Consider the following 19546-nt stretch of genomic DNA (forward strand, 5'->3'; position numbering starts at 1 on the left):
GTCTTTCAGCTCGCAATCTTCGCGGTCGGCCGCTGGCTGATCATCGTCTCGGAGGTCAGGACGACCCAGCCGTTGTCGGAACGCTCGATCGAGATGATCTGGCCGATTCCGGGAAGCGTCATTCCGGGCGTAACCCACCAGACGCCCTCGGGACCCTCGATCAGAGCGGATTCGCTCGTGGCGCGGTGGATCACATAGCGCTGGAACTGGCTCTGCCGATCGATGGCCAGAAGCGCCTTGTCGGTCTTGGCCTCCTGAGCGGGCTCCACATTCTTCTGCCTGTTCAACGAGCCCGTCGTGGCCGGGCTGAGATCGGTCGCGCGGGCATGGCTGACTTCTGTGCCCTTGCTCATCAGCAGGCCGTTTCCTGCGCTTTGGAGATAGGCATACCCGTCGCTCAGATAGACTGCATAGACCGGCAGAGCGACGGCCGAGAGGGTGAGCGCCAGCCCGAGGCACATGACGATCCGATCGCCCACAGCCTCGCGCGCGCGGATCATTTCCTCGAGGCGGCGCACCTTACGATCCCGAGGTTCGATGGCGGCTCCGCGCCCGGCTTGGCCCGCCCTGGCCACCTGCTCCAACACTTTATCGAACCGTACGCCCATGGAACCCGCCGCTATGAAAATCGACTGCAATCATTCCTATGAGGTTATACTTAACAATCCGTCACCTGCCGCAAAGAAACCCTGTTGAAAATTCTCATCCGCCAGCACAAGCCCTGCACAAGCATTTCGTGATTACTCAGGTCTGTATTCAAGCGATATTGCGGATCAGACCGGTTTGGGGGATGCATGAAGATCAGAACGAAGATATTTGCGCTCGTTGCCGCCTTGAGCTTCGTTGCGGTGGTTATCGCTGCCGTCGGCATCAATACCCTGCAGACCTACAATCAGGCCGTTGATGATGTGCGGCTCGCAGCCACTCGCGCCCTTTACGGCGAGCGCTTGAACCGGCTGGTGACGCACGTGGTCATGGAAGCGCGCGGCATCTATGCATCGAAGAATACGGCCGATGCGCGAAAGTTCGGCGATGGGGTGACCACGAGCCTGAAGGAGATCGATACGCTCCTGAAGGAGTGGGAGCCGATCGTCCCTGCCTCGCACAGAGAGCTGTTCGATGCGGTGGTCAAGGATGCTGCCGCGTTCAAGACCTTCAGGTCCGAGACCGTACGCCTCGGCGCCGAGGTGTCGCCCGAAGCGGCCAATGCGCAGGGCAACAACGACGCAAACCGGGCCAACAGAAAAGCCTTTCAGACCAGCATCGATGCGCTGACGAAGAAGGGAAGCGAAGAGATCGACGCGGTCGACCGGAGGTCGGCGGAACTCTACGGCGAGCGTCTCACCCTGCTTGTTTCCATCGCGCTGGGCGGCACGATCCTGGCTCTCCTGATCGGCTGGCTCGTGGGCCACAGACAGATCGCCCGTCCGCTGCGGATCGTCACGGAGGCGATCCAGAAGCTGGCTTCCGGAGACTATAATCTGCCGCAGGCGAAGGTCGGCAACGACGAGGTCGGCGACATCTGGAAGGCGACCCAGATCTTCGCCGGCACCATGCAGGAAGCGGATGGGCTCCGGCGCCAGCAGGCGGAATCCGAAAAGCAGGCCGTAGAGCGCCGCAAAGTCGAGATGATGACCCTCGCGCAGGGCTTCGAGGGCAGCGTGGGGGGACTCGTCCAGCATCTCTCCGTCGCCGCCCAGCAGATGGAAGCGACGGCTCGCTCCATGGCCACCACGGCCCAGCAGACGAACCAGCAGTCGAACTCGGTGGCGGCTGCAGCCGAGCAGACTTCCAGCAACGTCCAGGCGGTGGCCGCCGCGACGGAGGAACTTGCCGCATCGTCCAACGAGATCGGAACTCAGGTGGCGCAAACGTCGGCTGCCGCGGCCAGGGCCGTGCAGAACGCGCGCAAGACAAACGAGCTCGTGGAGACGCTTGCGGACGGCGCGCAGAAGATCGGCGAAGTCGTTGCCCTCATCAACAGCATCGCGAGCCAGACCAACCTGCTGGCGCTCAATGCCACCATCGAGGCGGCACGCGCAGGAGAGGCCGGCAAGGGCTTCGCGGTCGTGGCCGCCGAGGTGAAGGAACTCGCGAACCAGACCTCGCGGGCAACCGAGGACATCACCTCTCACATCAACCAGATCCAGCAATCGACCAAGGGCGCCGTGGACGCCATCCGCGAGATCGGTCTCACCATCGAGGAGGTGCATCAGATCGCCACCAATGTCGCCGCCGCGGTCGAGGAGCAGCAGGCGGCCACGCAGGAGATCGCCCGCAATGTGAGCGAAGCGGCCCGCGGCACGCAGGAGGTGACCCAGAGCATCGTCCAGGTCCAGGGGGCGGCAATCCATGCCGGATCGGCCGCCTCCCAGGTGCTGGCCGCAGCCGGAGAACTGGCGACCAATTCGTCGGCCCTGAGCCGGGAGGTCGAAGGCTTCCTGCAGGGTGTCCGGGCGGCGTGACGCGGCTGCCAGGACGCCGCTGATTCGAAAGACCCGGTCGGCAGGAATCAAAAGGCGCAGCGCTTCGGGCTGCGCCTTTCCCGTTGGAGGCCTGCCGGCACCGGAAAGGCTTCAGGCGGTCTTGGAGATATCCCCCATAGGGGTGCCCTCGCCGGGAGCGCCGGCGTCAGGGTTCTCAAGGAGGAGGTGACGGGCTTCCTGCGCCCTCTTGGCCGCCGCCTGAACCTGAGACACCAGCGTGGCATTCAGATAGGGCTTTGCGAGGAAGACCGCTCCTGGCGGCAGATCATCCTCACTGGGCCATGCGCGCCCGGAGGAGACGATGATCTCCACCCGGGGCCAGGCGCGATGGACATGGGCCACCAGCTCGTAGCCGTTCATCCCAGGCGGCATCTCTACGTCCGAGAGCAGCACGTCGACAGCAACCTCGGCCCTCAGAACGCGCAGGGCCTCCTCGGCATCGCCGGCCTCGATGACGCGGAAGTTCGCCTCAAGCAGAATGTCGGCCGTCACGAGCCGCACGAGCGGTTCGTCTTCGACCAGGAGAACGACGCCTGAGAATTGCTGATCGGACACGGGACCGAGGGGGCAAGAGGGCGGGACAGGGGGCAAACGTGGCCATTGATAGCCGGTTCCGCCCGATGGAGCCAGCCTTTCCCGCGTGGTGACTTAGCGCACAGGAGCTGGAGAACCCGCAAGGCACCACCACGTTGTCCGCCTGTTGTATGCGTCTGGGGCAAGAATGAGTGCAGCATCCGTTACGGTTCTTCCACGCCGGACCCCACCGACCATCCTTGTTGTCGAGGGCGATGCCCGGATCCGGTGCCTTGTCAGCGACGAATTGCGGGCCTGGGGCTTCAAGGTTCTGGAGGCGGGTTCCTCACCGGAGGCATTGACCGTGCTCGATGCCGTCCGGATCGAACTGCTGTTTCTGGCCCTCGACCTGCGGCCGGCCGACAGCGGCTGGGACGTGGTCCACCACGTTCGGGAGTGGCATGCCCTCACCAGGATGATCGCCACATCCGGGGAGGCGGACCCGCCGGAGGATCTCGGGCCGTTCGTCCGCAAGCCCTACCGGCCTGTCGAGGTCGCCGAACTGGTCGCTCGCACCCTGAACTGGCCTCATCCTCCCCAAGCTTGACCGCAGGAACAAAGGCAAAAGCTCGGCGGTTAGCTTTGCGTGAGCACGTCATCCACCAATCTCTCGGCCCAGGCCGGCGCCCCCCTCCAAACCATCCTCGTCGTCGAGGACGAGGTGCTGATCCGCCTCGTGATCGCCGAATACCTGCGCGAATGCGGCTACCGGGTCCATGAGGCCGTAAGCGCCGAAGAGGCGATCCTTATCCTCCAGGCTCCTGAGGTTTCCATCGACATCGTGTTCAGCGACGTCGAGATGCCGGGCGGCATGGACGGCTTCGGGCTGGCCCGCTGGATCCGGGCCCACATGCCGCGGACCGAGGTCATCCTCACCTCCGGGGCCGAGCGGTCGGCCGACATTGCCGGAACCCTCTGCGAGGCCGGTCCCCTGATGAAGAAGCCGTATCACACGCAGGAGGTCGTGGACCGAATCAGGCAGCTGAAGGCCAAGGCCAAGCGCCTCTAGCCCGCTCCCCCGCATCCTCGCTCTCCAATCCGGCACCCGCGTCTCGGCTCATGCCTGCTCGACGGGAGGGAACTGGACAGGGCTAACCCCGTTTCTTGCAACATGAAACCGCATCGCCGCATCGTGAAACAGCCTGTCGTCCTGCTGGTGGAAGACGAGCCCCTCGTTCGTCTCACCCAGGTCGACATCCTCAAGGAATCCGAGTTCTGGGTCGTCGAAGCCCAGGATGCCGACGAGGCGTTCGAGCTTCTGAAGTCGCGGCCGGAAATCGACGCCATCCTGACCGATGTGGATATGCCGGGCTCCATGGACGGCTTCGAATTTGCGCGCCTGGTGCGGCAGGGCTGGCCGGAGGTGGCCGTCCTGGTGATTTCCGGCAAGACCGGTCCAGGGCCGGGCGACCTACCGCCCAACGCCACCTTCCTGCACAAGCCCATCATGCCGGATGACCTGATCGCGGCGCTGCAGGACGTGATGGCCAAGCGACCGCAGAGCAGCAGCGCGTCCTGAGAGACCTGGTAGGTCTCCTGCCCTATACCGTAGCTTGCCGCCCGGCCAAACCCTCCCTATAACCTGCGCCCGACGCCTCACCGGGAGGCGTTCTTTCGACGGGATGTGCGCAGACATGGATTTCCACCCGACAGCAACGCCGCTTCGCCTTGCCACCGGGATCATCCATCATGCCTGCTTCGATCACCCTCTCCCGTCTCTCCTGGACCACGCCTGACGGCCGCTCGCTCCTTTCCAGCCTTGATCTGAGCTTCGGCCCGGAAAGGGCCGGCCTCGTCGGCCGCAACGGCGTCGGCAAGAGCACGCTCCTCCGGCTGATCGCCGGCGACCTGCAGCCGCATTCCGGCAGCGTTGCTGTCAGCGGCAGCTTGGGATTCCTGCACCAGTCGGTTCAGCTCGACCCGTCCGAGACCGTCGCCGACCTGTTCGGGACTGCCGAGGCACTGGCCCTCCTGCGCCGCGCCGAGAACGGCGCGGCTGCCGCCGAAGAGCTTGCGGATGCGGACTGGACCCTGGAGGCGCGCATGGAAGCTGCACTCGCCCAGGTCGGCCTGGATGCTGGTCCGGGCACGCCTCTCGCGACCCTGTCGGGCGGGCAAGCCACGCGGGCAGGCCTCGCCGCGCTGGTTTTTGGCGAGCCCGACTTCCTGCTGCTCGACGAACCCACCAACAATCTCGACCGGGAGGGGCGCGCGGCAGTGATCGAACTTCTCGGCCGATGGCGCGGCGGCGCCATCGTGGTCAGCCATGACCGGGAGCTGCTCGAGACCATGGACGCCATCGTCGAGCTGACGTCCCTCGGCGCCACGCGCTATGGCGGCAACTGGAGCCGGTACCGCGAACGCAAAGCGCTGGAGCTCGCGGCGACCCGCCGCGATCTGGCGGATGCGGAAAAGCGGGTGGCGGAGATCGACCGGAGGACGCAGGAAACAGCCGAGCGAAAGGCGCGCAAGGATGGAGCCGGCCGGAGGCAACGGGCCAAAAGCGACATGCCGCGCATTCTCATGAACGCGCGAAAGGACCGGAGCGAGGACACGGGCGGCGAGAACGCGCGCCTGGCGGAGCGGCGCCGCTCACAGGCTCTCGACGCTGCAGCCTCGGCGCGCGAGCGCATCGAAATCCTGCAGCCCTTTTCCGTCGTCCTGCCGCCGACTCACCTGCCGGCCGGCAGGACGGTCCTGGCGATCGAAGGCGCAAGCGCCGGATATGCGCAGGAGCGGCCGATCCTTCGTGATCTCTCCTTGTCCATCACGGGACCTGAGCGCGTTGCGGTCGTCGGGCCCAACGGTTCCGGCAAGACGACGCTGCTCGCCCTCGTCACCGGAGGGTTGCAGCCCTGGAGCGGGAGCGTGCGGGTCTTCACCGGCTATGCCCTGTTCGACCAGCGGGTCAGCCTGCTCGATCCTTCCGCCTCCATCCGCGACAATTTCCGGCGCATCAATCCTGCAGCGGACGAGAATGCCTGCCGGGCGGCGCTCGCCCGCTTCATGTTCCGGGCCGACGCGGCGCTGCAGCCTGTCTCCACCTTGAGCGGCGGACAGCTGCTGCGGGCGGGTCTCGCCTGCGTGCTGGGCGGCTCAAAGCCGCCCGCTCTCCTGATTCTCGACGAGCCGACCAACCATCTCGACATCGATTCCATCGAGGCGGTAGAGGCCGGATTGCGGGCCTATGACGGCGCGCTCCTGATCGTCAGCCACGACGAGGCGTTCCTGGAGGCGATCGGCATCACGCGCCGGGTGGATCTCTCCGACCTGCGGGCGTGACTCAGGCGTGAGCGGCTTCGCGCCGGCGCGTGTCGATCACCTCCGGCTGCTCCGTCAGACGCGCCCATAGGCGCTCGACCTCGGCCTGCACCTTGTGGATGGCCGCTTCCTTGACCGGGCCGTAGCCGCGGATGTCCATCGGGGCTTTTGCGATCGCCAGCAGGTCGGCGAAATGCTGTGCATCGAGCCGGGCGAGAATGCGTTCGACTTGGGCCTCGTACCAGCCGATCAGGGCCCGCTCGTTACGCCGCTCGGCCGTATAGCCGAAGACATCGAAGAGCGTGCCGCGAACGATCTTCATCCTGGCCAGAACTTTCATGGGTGTCTGGATCCAGGGGCCGAAGGAACGCTTCTTCGGCCGGCCCCGGGCATCGCGCTTGGAGGCGAGAAGAGGCGGCGCCATGTGATAGTTTACCGTGAAGTCGCCTTCGAACTGCCGCTGCAGCTCGTCGAGGAATCCGGTCTCCATGTGAAGGCGCGCGACCTCGTACTCGTCCTTGTAGGCCATGAGCTTGAACAGCGAGTGTGCCACCGCGTCGGTGAGCGCCTCGGAGCCGAGCGTTTCTTCAGCCTTGCGGATTCGCGACACCGTCATCTCGTAGCGGGCGGCGTACAGCGCGTCCTGATAAGAGGTGAGAAACGCAACCCTCCGTGCGATCACCTGATCCAGTGTCTCGGGCTCTTCCGGCCTGTCGTTGGCGATCTCATGGACGACAGCCGGATCGGCGCTGAGCAGACGGCCCCAGGCAAAAGCCTGCCGGTTGCGCTCGACCGCGACGCCGTTGAGTTCGATGGCACGCGACAAGCTCTCGAACGAGACCGGCACGAGCCCCTGCTGCCAGGCAAAGCCCAGCATCATCACGTTGGCGAAGACCGTGTCGCCGAGCAGCGTCTCGGCGAGCGCATTGGCATTGACCGTCGCCATGTTGCCCGCGCCGATGACGCGCTCGATGGCACGAAGCCGCGTCCGGCCGGCGAGATCGGCATCGCGGAAGCGCACCACGTCGCCGGTGGGCATCTCGGCGGTGTTGATCACCGCGCGCGTGCCATGCCGATAGGTGCCTGACGCCTTGGGCGAGGAGCTGACGACAACATCGCAGCCGATCAGCGCATCCGCAGCGCCCTGGTCGATGCGCACCTGGTTCAGCTCCTCCGGGCGCGTCGCGATGCGCAGATAGCTCAGCACCGGCCCGAACTTCTGGGCGAAGCCCGTGAAGTCCAGCACCGATACACCACGGCCTTCGAGATGCGCCGCCATGCTGATGAGCGCCCCGATGGTCACCACGCCCGTGCCGCCCACGCCGGTGACGAGCAGATCGAAAGGTCTTTCCAGAACAGGCAGGGCAGGGGCCGGCAGCGTTGAAGCTCGTGCCGCCGCGTCAAAGCCCGACGTGGTCTTCACTTTGCGCGTTGCACCCTCCACGGTCACGAAGCTGGGGCAGAAGCCCTCCAGGCATGAGAAATCCTTGTTACATGTGGAGAGATTGATCTTGCGCTTGCGTCCGAACGGGGTCTCCTTCGGCTCCACGCTCAGGCAGTTGGACGCCACCGAGCAGTCGCCGCAGCCTTCGCAGACGAGGTCGTTGATATAGGCGAAGCGCTTGGGGTCATCCATCTGGCCGCGCTTGCGGCGGCGGCGCTTTTCCGTGGCGCAGGTCTGCTCGTAGATGAGCACCGTGACGCCGGAGATGTCGCGCAGCTCCTTCTGGACTCCGTCGAGATCCTCGCGCGGATGGATCGTCACGCCTTTGGGCAGATCGGCGGGAATGAATTTCTCAGGATCGTCCGACACGAGCGCAATGCGCTGCACGCCTTCCGCGCGCACGCTGTGGGCGATGGCATAGACGCTCACCGGCCCGTCCACCGGCTGGCCGCCCGTCATGGCGACCGCATCGTTGAACAGGATCTTGTAGGTGATGTTGGCGCCTGCCGCGATGGACTGCCGGATCGCCATGGAGCCTGAGTGGTAATAGGTGCCCTCGCCGAGATTCTGGAAGATGTGGCCCTGGCCCGTGAACTTGGACGAGGCCGCCCAGTTCACGCCCTCGCCGCCCATCTGGATCAGCGACGAGGTCTCCCGGTCCATCCAGCTCGCCATGAAGTGGCAGCCGATTCCGGCAAGCGCCTTGGAGCCTTCCGGCACCTTGGTGGAGGTGTTGTGTGGGCAGCCGGAGCAAAAGTAAGGCGTGCGCGTCGCGCCCGGAACAGCGATCATCCGATCCGGGTCAGGGGACAGGGCCGCCACGCGCTGCGCGAGGTTGAGATCGGGGAAGATGGGATCGAGGCGCTTGGCCAGAACGCCGGCGAGGAAGCGCGGCGTGAGCTCGCCCGTCCAGGGGATGAGGCGCTGGCCTAGCTCGTCGTGCTTGCCGACCATGCGCTCAGGCTTGGAGCCCGGATAGTCGTAAAAGTATTCCTTGAACTGGCTTTCGATGATGCCGCGCTTTTCCTCCACCACGAGGATCTCGCGCTTCCCCTTCACGAACTCCATGGCGTCGTGCAGCGGCAGCGGCCACACCATGCCGACCTTGTAGATGTCGATGCCATGCGCCCAGCAGGCGGCCTCGTCGAGACCGATGAGGCGCAGGGCCTCCATGAGGTCGAGATGGGCCTTGCCGGCCGTGACGATGCCGTAGGATGCATCCCGAATGTCGTAGATGCGCCGGTCGATGGGATTGGCCTTGGCGAAGGCATACACCGCGTGCTTCTTCGCCTCCATGCGCTCCTCAATCTGCGGTCCGGGCAGATCCGGCCAGCGATAGTGTAGGCCTCCTGGCGGCGGGGTGAAATCAGGATCGTTGAATCGGCGCGGCGGATGCAGTTCGACGGAGACGCCGGACTCGACGATCTCGGACACCGCCTTGAAGCCGACCCACATGCCGGAGAAGCGGCTCAGCGCATAACCGTACTCGCCGAACTCGAGATACTCGGCGACGCTCGCAGGATGGAGCGTCGGCATGAACCAGCTCATGAAGGCGACATCGGATTGGTGCGGCATCGACGAGGACACGCAGCCATGATCGTCGCCCGCCACCACCAGCACGCCCCCATGGGGCGAGGAGCCATAGGCGTTGCCGTGCTTCAAGGCGTCACCCGAGCGGTCGACGCCGGGGCCCTTGCCGTACCAGAGCCCGAACACGCCCTCTACCTGCCGGTTCGGGTCGGTCTCCACCTGCTGCGAGCCCAGCACCGCGGTGGCCGCGAGGTCCTCGTTGACGGCGGGCAGGAACTCGATCCGGTGTTCCTTCAGCTGCTCCTTGATGCGCCAGAATTCGAGATCCACGCCGCCGAGCGGCGAGCCGCGGTAGCCGGAGACGAAGCCGGCCGTGTTGAGGCCCGCCCTTCCGTCGCGCTTGGCCTGGTCGAGCACGATCCGAATGATGGCCTGGGTGCCGGTCAGGAACACCCGTCCGCTCTCGCGGGTATAGCGGTCGGAAAGCCGGTAATCGTCGAGGAACGGAACGCTTGTCATCAGCCTGATCCCGAAAAAAGAGGCCATTTCCCTGGCTAACTATGGTAGTTCCGAACGGCTGGTAGGTGCTTTCTCTTTGTTCCGGATCAGATCTTTTTTGTGGTAGATGTTTCAGCACGCAGCCTTATATCTGGTAGGTAATACCAGGAAGGGAGTGCCATGCTGGAGAAGCAGGACGAGCACATTCTGGCCCAGCTGCAGAAGGAGGGGCGCACCACCAACCAGCAGCTGGCCGAGGACGTGGGCATGTCCACCTCCGCCTGCTGGCGCCGCGTCAGGGTGCTGGAAGCGACAGGGGTGATCGTCGGCTATTCGGCGCTCGTGGATCGGGAAAAGGCCGGGTTCACCACCTCGGCCATCCTGCATGTGTCGCTCGAACGGCACGACTCGAAATTCGTCGATGAATTTGTTTCACGTGTAACAGCGCGAGCCGAGGTTCTGGAATGCTTTGCCACGACGGGCGACGCCGATTACCACCTGCGGGTCGTGGTGCGCGACATGCACGCCTACAACCAGTTCCTCGACGAGTTCATCTTTCGTCTGCCCGGCATCCGCACCGTGCGCACCAACGTGGTCCTGAAGGAGATCAAGACCAGCGTGGCGCTGCCGTTCTGAATGGCGCGGCTGATTTATTTGCTCTCAGGCAGCAGCGCATAGGCGAGCTGCGCGATGGCGACGGGCCGGCTGTCGCCGGCGGTGGTGAGCGTGACGCTGCCGAAGGCCATGGTGCGCCCCATGCGCACGACTTTCGCCTCCGCCAGCACGTCGGCGCTCGCCGCCGGGCGCAGGAAGTGCATGGTCTGATCGACCGTGGTCATGGGGCGGTAGGCCCCTCCGGCTGAGGAGACGGCGAACACCATGGCGGTGTCGGCAAGGCTCATGAGCGCCTGCCCGCAGATCACGCCGTTGTCGCGGCAGAGCCTTTCCGAGAACGGCATCCGCAGGACCGCGCCCTCGGAGTCGAGGCTTTCGATGGAGAGGTTGAGATCCTGGATCCACGGCGCGAAAACGTCGGTGAGCATCCGCTCCGCGGTGGCTTGGTCGAACGTAGACAATGGTCCCCCCAATCGCTGTTCTTCTGATCGTTAAGTCCGGTTGTGACGTGGCACCGTGTATCAGCAGTATACCAGGGCAATTGGCATGTGCTGACAATGTTGTGCCAATCTTGTGGATCGCACCCAACCTCGGCCCGCTGAAATCACGCGCCAGAGACTTTTATGATGGACGCACCGCATTCATGGTGAGGAGGTCGTAGGTCGCGACCGTCTCGTCCTTATCGGTGCTGATCTCCACATCCCACCGCACCTCGCCATACTGCTCATTTCGCGGCGACTTGGATTTTGCCGTGAGGCGAACCTTGATGGTCTCGCCCGGCTGCACGGGCCTGATGAAGCGCAAGGAGTCGAGGCCGTAATTGGCCAGGACCGGCCCGAGATCCGGATCGACGAAGAGGCCGGCCGCGAAGGACAGGAGCAGGTAGCCATGGGCGACGCGGCCGGGGAAGAACGGATGGTCCTTCGTGGCCTCTTCACTCATGTGGGCATAGAAGGTGTCGCCGGTGAACTCGGCAAACTGTTCGATGTCCTCCAGGGTGATCGTGCGCTCCTTCGAGACGAAGGTCTGGCCGATGGAGAGATCCTCGAAGTGGTAGCGGAAGGGATGCCGCCCCTCCTGGATCGTCGGAGCGCCCTTGATCCAGCTCTGCGTCACGCGCGAAAGCATTGCGGGCGAGCCCTGTAGGGCCGTGCGCTGCATGTAGTGGTGCACGCCGCGCATGCCGCCGAGTTCCTCTCCGCCGCCGGCGCGTCCCGGCCCACCATGGACCATGTGCGGCATGGGCGAGCCGTGACCGGTCTGCTCCTTGGCGCAGTCGCGGTCGATCAGCACCAAGCGGCCATGGAAGGCGTCGATGCCGAAGACGAGATCGGACGCGATCGCGGGATCGTAGGTATAGACCGAGGCGACCAGGCTGCCGTCGCCACGGTTGGCGAGAGCGATGCCTTGATCGAGCCCGTCATAGCCCATGACGGTGCAGACCGGACCGAAGGCCTCGACGCTGTGCACATTGGTGGCGCGGATCGGATCCGGGCAGTGCAGCAGAAGCGGCGGGATGAAGGCGCCGCGCTCGCGGTCCGCACCCTTGACGGTGAAGTTCTCCGGATCGCCGATCACGATGTCAGCCTCGCTCCGCAGCTTCGCCACCTGCGCCAGCACATCCCGGCGCTGGCCGAGGCCGACAACCGGGCCCATGCGGACGTTCTCGAGTTCCGGATTGCCGACGGTGACCTTGGAGAGCCGCTCACGCAGGGCCTCGATCACCGCAGGCACATGGGCGTTCGGCGCGATGGCGCGGCGGATGGCGGTGCATTTCTGCCCGGCCTTGACGGTCATCTCCTTCGCAACCTCCTTGATGAAGAGGTCGAACTCCGGCGTGCCAGGACCGGCGTCGGGCGCGAGGATCGCCGCATTGAGCGAGTCGCGTTCCGCGATGAAGCGAACGGATTCCCGGGCGATGACCGGATGCCGCTGCAGCTTCTGGGCTGTGTCGGCCGAGCCCGTGAAGGACACCACATCCTGGCAGGTGAGGTGATCGAACAGGTCGCCCGTGGAGCCGATGATACACTGAAGCGCACCCTCGGGAAGGATGTGGGACTCCGCGATCATACGCACCAGGGCATGCGCCACATAGGAGGTGATCGTCGCCGGCTTCGTGACCACCGGCACGCCTGCCAGGATGGCGGGTGCAAGCTTTTCCAGCATGCCCCAACAGGGGAAGTTGAAGGCGTTGATGTGAACGGCCACCCCGTGCAGCGGAGCCATCACATGCTGGCCGACGAAGCTGCCGCCCTTCGACAGAGGTTCGACAGCGCCATCGATGAGAAAGGTCGTGTTGGGCAGTTCGCGGCGGCCCTTGGAAGCATAGACGAACAGCGTGCCGATGCCGCCATCCACGTCGATGAAGTTGTCGGAACGTGTGGTGCCGGATTGATAGGAGATTTTATAGAGCTGGTCCTTGCGCTCTGACAGATGAATGGCAAGACGTTTCAGAAGCTCTGCGCGCTGGTGGAACGTCATTCGCCGGAGGTTGGGGCCGCCGACCTGCCGGGCGTAGGCGAGAACCTCTCCCATGTCGAGACCGCCATTGGCGACCTCGGCGACCACATCGCTTGTGACCGCGCTGCGCACCTCAGCGAGGTCCTGACCGGGCGACATCCAACTTCCGCGAACGAAGCTCTCAAGTCTCATGGGGCACCTTAGATGATGAATAGAGGCAACATTGGCATTGCTGCTCCTTTGGGGCATTATTGACCGACCGGTCGGTTAGTCAAGAATTTTGCTGATCGCCAGGCCAGCTGAGGCTCGACAGTGGCGGGAAAAAGCCGGTAGGTGAGATGCCAAGCTCATCAGGCAGGTGCCATCTCGCTCATGCGTAAACCGGAATAAGGCTCGAATGGCGGCATTTGTGCAAAACCTTCTGGACAGGTTTCACGAGCGGACCCCCATCAGAGCCGGTTCGCTGATCGTGACTGTCTTCGGGGATGCTGTCGTGCCCCGTGGTGGCGTGTTGTCCCTAGCCTCGCTGCTCGAGATCATGCGCGCCTTCAGGATCAGCGACACCCTCGTCAGAACGGCCCTGTCCCGCCTCGTGTCCGACGGCTGGTTCGAGCGCTGGAAGGTGGGGCGCAACAGCTACTATCGGCTCACCCCCCGCGGGCGGGGAGCGTTCGCGCAGGCGACGCAGCGAATCTATGTAGATCCGCCGCAGGAATGGCAGGGCTCCTTCGATCTCCTCCTGCTTGAGAGTGCACAGGATCGGACGACGCTCAAGGCCGAGCTGTCAGAGGCCGGATACGGCGCCCTCGGAACGGACCTCATGATTGCCGCCTCCGCAGCAGTCGGCGAGGCCAGCTTCTATCTCCGTCTCTCCGCTGCGCCGGCGGATATTGAGACCGCTCGTCGGCTTGCGGAGCGGGCTTGGCCGCTGCGGGAGATCGAAAACCGCTACAGGCGCTTCATCGACACCTATTCAGGCACGCTGGCAGCCCTAGAACGGGGGGCCGGGTTCACGAACCTGGATGCCCTTCTGGTCAGGATTCTCTTGATCCACGACTATCGCCGCGCCGTGCTGAAGGATCCGCTGCTGCCGGCGCAGCTTCTTCCGGAGCCATGGCAAGGAGCAGCCGCCCGCGCGCTCTGCGGCGCGATATACAGGTCGCTTCTCCCGGCCTCTGAAGGCTGGATCAATTCCCATGCTCGGAACGACAGGGGGGCGCTACCGGAGGCCGACAGCGGCTTCGGGCAACGGTTTGCCTCGGTCAAGGCAGTCGCCGGGTTGCGGGCCCTCTGACGAATAGGTTACGAAAATTCCTTGAATTCCAAATTTTCTGTGACATATTAGAGGTAGCTCGTGAGACGCTCACGGCGCAATCCCGCTTGCGTTGGAGCCCCGAGACCGGAACTGCGTTGAACATATGGCCGATTGGGCAATGTCATCCGTCCCTTGAAAAGCCGCCGGATCGTTGATCGGAAGCAGGTTGGGCGGCGGAAGCGAAGGCTAAGGAGAAGCGCCGTGTATGCACAAATGGTGAAGACGGGCGTCGATCACATTCAATCCAAGGAGGAGATGTCTCCCGAGGAGCGCGCCTTCCAGGATCGGGTCGATGCGGACATCAAGATCGAGCCGAAGGAATGGATGCCGGAGGCTTACCGCAAGACCCTGATCCGGCAGATCTCCCAGCACGCCCATTCCGAGATCATTGGCATGCAGCCGGAGGGCAATTGGATCACCCGCGCGCCGACCCTCGAGCGCAAGGCCATCCTGCTCGCCAAGGTGCAGGATGAGGCGGGCCACGGCCTCTATCTGTATTGCGCCGCCGAAACGCTCGGCGTGAGCCGCGACGAGCTTCTGGAGCAGCTCAACAGCGGCAAGGCCAAGTATTCGAGCATCTTCAATTACCCCACACTCACCTGGGCCGATATCGGCGCCATCGGCTGGCTCGTGGACGGTGCCGCGATCATGAACCAGGTGCCGCTGCAGCGCTGCTCCTACGGCCCCTATTCCCGCGCCATGATCCGCATCTGCAAGGAGGAGAGCTTCCACCAGCGGCAGGGCTACGACATCATGATGAAGCTGGCGAAAGGAACGCCTGAGCAGAAGGAGATGGCGCAGGATGCGCTGAACCGATGGTGGTGGCCTTCGCTGATGATGTTCGGTCCCTCCGACGCGGAATCGGTGCACAGCGCCCAGTCGATGCGCTGGAAGATCAAGATCAATTCCAACGACGAGCTGCGACAGAAATTCGTCGATCAGACGGTGCCCCAGGCCGAGTATCTCGGCCTCGCCGTTCCCGATCCGGAGGTCAAGTGGAACGCGGAGCGCGGACACTACGATTTCGGCGAGATCAACTGGGACGAGTTCTATCAGGTGATCGCCGGCAACGGCCCCTGCAACCGTCAGCGCCTGCGCACGCGGGTGAAGGCCTATGAAGAGGGACGCTGGGTGCGCGAGGCCGCCGATGCCTATGCGGCGAAGAAGGCGGCGCGTGCACAAGTCAAGGCTGCGTGAGCGGGAGACAACAAATGACCGAAAAGAAGGAATGGCCGCTCTGGGAGGTTTTCATCCGCAGCCAGCATGGTCTAGCCCACCGCCACGTGGGCAGCCTGCATGCGCCGGATGCCGAGATGGCGATCATGAATGCGCGTGACGTCTATACCCGCCGCAACGAGGGCGTCAGCATCTGGGTGGTGAAGGCTTCGGATATCGCAGCCAGTTCGCCGAGCGAGAAGGGGCCCCTCTTCGATCCCGCCAACAGCAAGGTCTACCGCCACCCGACCTTCTACGAGATTCCGGAAGAGCTGGGGCATATGTGATGGCAGATCAGAACGTGCTCTTCGAGTACCTGCTGCGCCTCGGCGACAATGCTCTCATTCTCGGGCACCGTCTGTCGGAATGGTGCGGCCACTCGCCGGCTCTGGAGGAGGATCTGGCACTCTCCAACGTCGCACTCGATCTCATCGGGCAGACGCAGCTCTGGCTGAACCTAGCCGGTGAAATCGAAGGCAAGGGGCGCGATGCCGACAAGATCGCTTATCTGCGCGATGCCCGCGACTTCCGCAATGTCCTCCTCGTCGAGCAGCCGAACGGCGACTTCGCGGCGACCATGGCGCGCCAGTTCTTCTTCGATGCCTGGCACTATCTGCTGCTGCGGGAGCTGACGGGCTCGAAGGATGCGCGCATCGCCGAGATCGCCGCAAAGGGTCTCAAGGAAGTCACCTATCATCTTGAGCGCAGCCGCGACTGGATTTTGCGCCTGGGCGACGGTACGGAGGAGAGCCATCGCCGCATGCAGACGGGGATCGACGATCTCTGGATGTATACGGGTGAGCTGTTCGAATCCGACGAGGTCGACCAAGTGATGGTCCGCGACGGACTAGCACCCGACCTCGCGACCTTGCATGAGCCCTGGCTCGGCCTCGTTCGTGCAACGGCAGAGGAAGCCACCCTGACCCTGCCGCAGCCCGGCTGGGCGCAGCGTGGCGGCAAGCGTGGCATCCATACGGAACATCTCGGCTATATCCTGGCCGATTTCCAGTTCCTTCAACGGGCCTATCCCAACGCCACGTGGTAAAAGGCAGACGCCGATGACTGGCAGCCTGACACAACCAGACCTTGACCAAGTGAAGGCTTGGTTGAATGAGGTGCCCGACCCGGAAGTGCCGGCCGTTTCCGTCATGGATCTTGGCATCGTGCGGGACGTCCGCTGGGAGGATGACGAACTCGTCGTTGCGATCACGCCGACCTATTCGGGCTGTCCTGCGACCAGCGTCATTGCGCTTGACATCGAGGCTGCCCTGCGGGCGAAGGGGCTCGACCGGCTGCGGGTCGAACGCAAGCTCTCGCCGCCCTGGACGACGGACTGGATCAGTGAGGCCGGGCGGCGCAAGCTCGAAGCCTACGGCATCGCGCCGCCGGCCGAGAGCGCGGGAGAGGCTCCTTCTCCCTTCGACCGCTTCCTGCGCAAGCCTCTGGTCATCGCCTGCCCGCGCTGCAAGTCCGATAATACCGACCGGGTGAGCGAGTTCGGTTCGACGCCGTGCAAGGCGCAGTATCAGTGCCGCGACTGCCTCGAACCGTTCGATTATTTCAAGTGCATCTGAAAACGAGCGGCTGCTCCATGACCAAGTTCTATCCCGTCACCGTCGCCGATGTCAGGCGCGAGACCCGCGATGCCATCATCCTCACCCTGGACGTGCCGGAGGAGCACAAGGAGGCTTTCCGCTTCTCGCCGGGGCAGTATCTGACCCTGCGCACCCATATCGACGGTGACGAGGTACGCCGGTCCTACTCCATCTGCGCGGCGCCGACGGAGAGCAGGCTGCGGGTCGGCATTAAGAAGATCGCAGGCGGTATGTTCTCGAGCTGGGCCGCCGAGCAGCTGTCGCCTGGCCAGACCATCGAGGCCATGCCCCCCATGGGCAATTTCTTCGTGCCGCTCGACAAGGACCGCAAGCGTCGCTTCGTCGGCTTTGCCGCGGGCAGCGGGATCACGCCGCTTATCAGCATCGTCAAGACCACCCTCGTGGCCGAGCCGCAATCGTCCTTCACGCTCTTCTATGGCAACCGTGCCTCAAGCTCGATCATGTTCCGCGAGGAACTCGAAGATCTCAAGAACGAGCATCTCGAGCGCTTCAGCCTCATCCATATCCTCAGCCGCGAGCAGCAGGATATCGATCTCTTCAACGGCCGCTTGACCAAGGAGAAATGCGACCAGCTTCTCGATCACTGGGTCGACGCTTCATCCATCGACACGGCGTTCATCTGCGGGCCGCAGGACATGATGCTGGGCGTGGCCAAAAGCCTCGAAGAGCACGGCCTCGACAAGCGGCAGATCAAGTTCGAGCTGTTCGCCACCTCGTCACCTGGCCGCCGGCAGCGAAGGCCGGAAGAGGCCAGGGCGGAGGAGGCTAAGAACCTGTGCGAGGCTACCATCATCATTGATGGGCGTGCCCGGAGTCTCTCGTTCGAGAAGGGCACCGCGTCCGTGCTCGACGCCGCGATGAAGGAGGGTTTGGAGCTTCCCTATGCCTGCAAAGGCGGCGTGTGCTCCACCTGCCGGGCGATGCTGGTTGAGGGTGAGGTCGACATGGATGCGAATTTCGCCCTGGAAGATTACGAGATCGCCCGCGGGTACATCCTGACCTGTCAGAGCTATCCGGTGAGCGACAGGATTCTGGTCGATTTCGACAGGTGATAGGGGAGCTGCTCCCATGGTCGATGAGGAAAGCCTCGTCAGTTTCATCGCCGGCGGTGGGCGCCTGAGCGCGCCCGACAACGTCACGCCCCGCTATCGCGGCGAGCTCATGCGTCTCATGGCGATCTTCGTCGATTCCGAGATGGCTGGCGCCTCAGGCTTTGCGGATTGCATCAATCTGGCGCCCGGACTCAAAGAGCGGATCACAGCCACGCATATCGTCCTGCAGAAGTTCGATCATGCCCGTCGGGTTCTCGAACTGATGGAGCAGTTCGGGGCGAATACGGATCAGTACGTGGGAGCTCACCCCTGGGCATCGCGCCTCGATCGCAGCGTGAATCTTGGGCTCCGGCGCATGGACGGAGACATGCGCCTCAACGTGTTTCACTACCCGATCAACGGCTGGGTCGATGCGGTGGTGATGAACTGCCTGATGGGGCAGGCAACCGTGGTGCAGCTCGACGAGCTGACGCGCGGCTCCTACCAGCCCCTCGCCGACATGCTCGCCAGAATCCTGCCCGTCGAGAGACGCCATGCGGAACTCGGTGAGCAGGGGTTGAGAGTGGCCCTCGACCGGGGACACGACAGGACCGACGCGCAGGCCTCCGTGAACTACTGGTACCCGCGGGTGGCCGACACCTTCGGGCGCGGATCGTCAGACCATTTCACGCATCATCGGAAATACGGCCTACGTCAGAAGGGAAGGGAAGAGCTGCTTGCCCAGTGGCAGGGCATTGTTCATCCCATTCTATCGCGCTTTGGTCTGGGTGTTCCGGGGCATGCATCGCCGCCGATCGGTGATCAAGCCTCTCTCCAGTGAAGTTCGAGGGGTAAGACCTTCCTATTCCGCGGCCGTAACACGCCGGGGGGCCGTTGCAGGCTCTGCATAGAGATTGCGTGTGCCGTCCACGATGAGCTGCGAGACGAGCTCCGCGTAATCCGCCCGCGTGACCTCACCTGTGCTCTTGAACCAGAGATAATGCCAGTTGATCATGCCGAAGAGGGACATGGTCACGGGCTTCAGCAGCTTGGTTCCCTTCAACTGGGGCGCAACGCCCGCCACCGCATCGGAGAAGATGCGCACCAAGTCGCGCTCCATCGCTTTGAGCTCGGCCTGCCGGTCCGCCGGCAGGAGGCGCAGGCCATTGATCTGCACGTTGTGCTGGGCATCCGCGTCGCGATAGGCCTCCAGGAGGGCCGCCACAAGCGATCTCAGGCGCTCGCCCGGAGAGAGGTCGGGTTGACCGGCAACCTCCACCACCTCGAGCAGCTCTTCCAGGTGAAAGCGGATGACGTCGAAGAGCAGCTCTTCCTTGTCCTTGTAGTAGTGATACAGGTTGGCCTTGGAGACTCCGCACGCCTCTGCGATCCTGCTCATCGAGGCACGGTCGTAGCCATGCTCGGCAAAAAGCTCGGCCGAGCGATCGAGGATCGCGCGGCGCTTGTCGTCGTAGTCTGTGGCGCGGGTCCGGGCCATGGGG

Annotated in this window: 19 protein-coding genes; 13 read left to right on the forward strand and 6 right to left on the reverse strand. The window is 64.0% G+C overall.

Annotation, left to right across the window (positions count from 1 at the left end; translation table 11 throughout):
• Nucleotides 1–5 precede the first annotated feature (5 nt).
• Complete coding sequence (locus AC0QTX_RS02870) at nucleotides 6–608, reverse strand: hypothetical protein (protein WP_474602314.1); 603 nt, start codon at nucleotides 606–608, stop codon at nucleotides 6–8.
• Nucleotides 609–794: 186 nt separating this feature from the next.
• Here AC0QTX_RS02870 and AC0QTX_RS02875 point away from each other — a divergent pair, with 186 nt between their 5' ends.
• Nucleotides 795–2465 (forward strand): methyl-accepting chemotaxis protein, encoded by a 1671-nt coding sequence (locus tag AC0QTX_RS02875; protein ID WP_474602315.1) that lies wholly within the window; start codon nucleotides 795–797, stop codon nucleotides 2463–2465.
• 111 nt (nucleotides 2466–2576) lie between these two features.
• On the opposite strand, the gene AC0QTX_RS02880 is transcribed toward AC0QTX_RS02875, so the two are convergent.
• Nucleotides 2577–3041: a response regulator gene (locus AC0QTX_RS02880; protein ID WP_474602316.1), complete on the reverse strand. Its 465-nt coding sequence runs from the start codon at nucleotides 3039–3041 to the stop codon at nucleotides 2577–2579.
• A 166-nt stretch (nucleotides 3042–3207) separates the two neighbouring features.
• Between AC0QTX_RS02880 and AC0QTX_RS02885 the strand changes: the two genes are divergently transcribed.
• The 4 genes from AC0QTX_RS02885 (at nucleotide 3208) to AC0QTX_RS02900 (ending at nucleotide 6341) form a co-directional block, all read left to right on the forward strand.
• Nucleotides 3208–3606, forward strand: coding sequence for a response regulator (locus AC0QTX_RS02885; protein ID WP_474602317.1), 399 nt, complete (start codon nucleotides 3208–3210; stop codon nucleotides 3604–3606).
• Nucleotides 3607–3645: 39 nt separating this feature from the next.
• Nucleotides 3646–4068 (forward strand): response regulator, encoded by a 423-nt coding sequence (locus AC0QTX_RS02890; protein ID WP_474602318.1) that lies wholly within the window; start codon nucleotides 3646–3648, stop codon nucleotides 4066–4068.
• Nucleotides 4069–4191: 123 nt separating this feature from the next.
• The gene (locus AC0QTX_RS02895) at nucleotides 4192–4578 is read left to right on the forward strand and encodes a response regulator (protein ID WP_474602319.1); all 387 of its coding nucleotides are present in this window, start codon (nucleotides 4192–4194) and stop codon (nucleotides 4576–4578) included.
• A 170-nt stretch (nucleotides 4579–4748) separates the two neighbouring features.
• Complete coding sequence (locus AC0QTX_RS02900) at nucleotides 4749–6341, forward strand: ABC-F family ATP-binding cassette domain-containing protein (RefSeq protein ID WP_474602320.1); 1593 nt, start codon at nucleotides 4749–4751, stop codon at nucleotides 6339–6341.
• A 1-nt stretch (nucleotide 6342) separates the two neighbouring features.
• Here AC0QTX_RS02900 and AC0QTX_RS02905 read toward each other — a convergent pair whose 3' ends face one another.
• On the reverse strand, nucleotides 6343–9813 hold the full coding sequence (locus AC0QTX_RS02905; RefSeq protein ID WP_474602321.1) for an indolepyruvate ferredoxin oxidoreductase family protein: 3471 nt from the start codon (nucleotides 9811–9813) through the stop codon (nucleotides 6343–6345).
• Nucleotides 9814–9972: 159 nt separating this feature from the next.
• On the opposite strand from AC0QTX_RS02905, the gene AC0QTX_RS02910 reads away from it, so the two are divergent.
• Nucleotides 9973–10428, forward strand: a complete 456-nt coding sequence (locus tag AC0QTX_RS02910; protein WP_474602322.1) for an Lrp/AsnC family transcriptional regulator — start codon at nucleotides 9973–9975, stop codon at nucleotides 10426–10428.
• 14 nt (nucleotides 10429–10442) lie between these two features.
• On the opposite strand, the gene AC0QTX_RS02915 is transcribed toward AC0QTX_RS02910, so the two are convergent.
• Nucleotides 10443–10835, reverse strand: coding sequence for a PaaI family thioesterase (locus AC0QTX_RS02915; protein ID WP_474602323.1), 393 nt, complete (start codon nucleotides 10833–10835; stop codon nucleotides 10443–10445).
• Nucleotides 10836–11028: 193 nt separating this feature from the next.
• Nucleotides 11029–13059, reverse strand: coding sequence for a phenylacetic acid degradation bifunctional protein PaaZ (gene paaZ, locus AC0QTX_RS02920; RefSeq protein ID WP_474602324.1), 2031 nt, complete (start codon nucleotides 13057–13059; stop codon nucleotides 11029–11031).
• Nucleotides 13060–13264: 205 nt separating this feature from the next.
• Between paaZ and AC0QTX_RS02925 the strand changes: the two genes are divergently transcribed.
• From AC0QTX_RS02925 to AC0QTX_RS02955, 7 genes are all read left to right on the forward strand, one after another.
• Complete coding sequence (locus AC0QTX_RS02925; RefSeq protein WP_474602325.1) at nucleotides 13265–14161, forward strand: PaaX family transcriptional regulator; 897 nt, start codon at nucleotides 13265–13267, stop codon at nucleotides 14159–14161.
• Between the two features lie 222 nt (nucleotides 14162–14383).
• A complete protein-coding gene (paaA, locus tag AC0QTX_RS02930; protein WP_474602326.1) occupies nucleotides 14384–15379 on the forward strand; it encodes a 1,2-phenylacetyl-CoA epoxidase subunit PaaA in 996 nt (331 codons plus the stop codon).
• 14 nt (nucleotides 15380–15393) lie between these two features.
• Nucleotides 15394–15684, forward strand: coding sequence for a 1,2-phenylacetyl-CoA epoxidase subunit PaaB (gene paaB / locus AC0QTX_RS02935; RefSeq protein WP_474602327.1), 291 nt, complete (start codon nucleotides 15394–15396; stop codon nucleotides 15682–15684).
• Nucleotides 15684–16442 carry a 1,2-phenylacetyl-CoA epoxidase subunit PaaC gene (gene paaC, locus AC0QTX_RS02940; RefSeq protein WP_474602328.1) on the forward strand — a complete coding sequence of 253 codons (759 nt, stop codon included), beginning with the start codon at nucleotides 15684–15686 and terminating at the stop codon, nucleotides 16440–16442. The genes paaB and paaC overlap by 1 nt, the downstream gene beginning before the upstream one ends.
• A gap of 13 nt (nucleotides 16443–16455) precedes the next feature.
• The gene (paaD, locus tag AC0QTX_RS02945) at nucleotides 16456–16971 is read left to right on the forward strand and encodes a 1,2-phenylacetyl-CoA epoxidase subunit PaaD (protein ID WP_474602329.1); all 516 of its coding nucleotides are present in this window, start codon (nucleotides 16456–16458) and stop codon (nucleotides 16969–16971) included.
• Nucleotides 16972–16988: 17 nt separating this feature from the next.
• Nucleotides 16989–18065 (forward strand): 1,2-phenylacetyl-CoA epoxidase subunit PaaE, encoded by a 1077-nt coding sequence (gene paaE, locus AC0QTX_RS02950; protein ID WP_474602330.1) that lies wholly within the window; start codon nucleotides 16989–16991, stop codon nucleotides 18063–18065.
• A 16-nt stretch (nucleotides 18066–18081) separates the two neighbouring features.
• Nucleotides 18082–18885, forward strand: coding sequence for a Phenylacetic acid catabolic protein (locus tag AC0QTX_RS02955; RefSeq protein WP_474602331.1), 804 nt, complete (start codon nucleotides 18082–18084; stop codon nucleotides 18883–18885).
• A 21-nt stretch (nucleotides 18886–18906) separates the two neighbouring features.
• On the opposite strand, the gene AC0QTX_RS02960 is transcribed toward AC0QTX_RS02955, so the two are convergent.
• The gene (locus AC0QTX_RS02960; RefSeq protein ID WP_474602332.1) at nucleotides 18907–19542 is read right to left on the reverse strand and encodes a TetR/AcrR family transcriptional regulator; all 636 of its coding nucleotides are present in this window, start codon (nucleotides 19540–19542) and stop codon (nucleotides 18907–18909) included.
• Nucleotides 19543–19546: the final 4 nt, after the last annotated feature.

This window comes from Microvirga sp. jy35, from assembly GCF_056148915.1.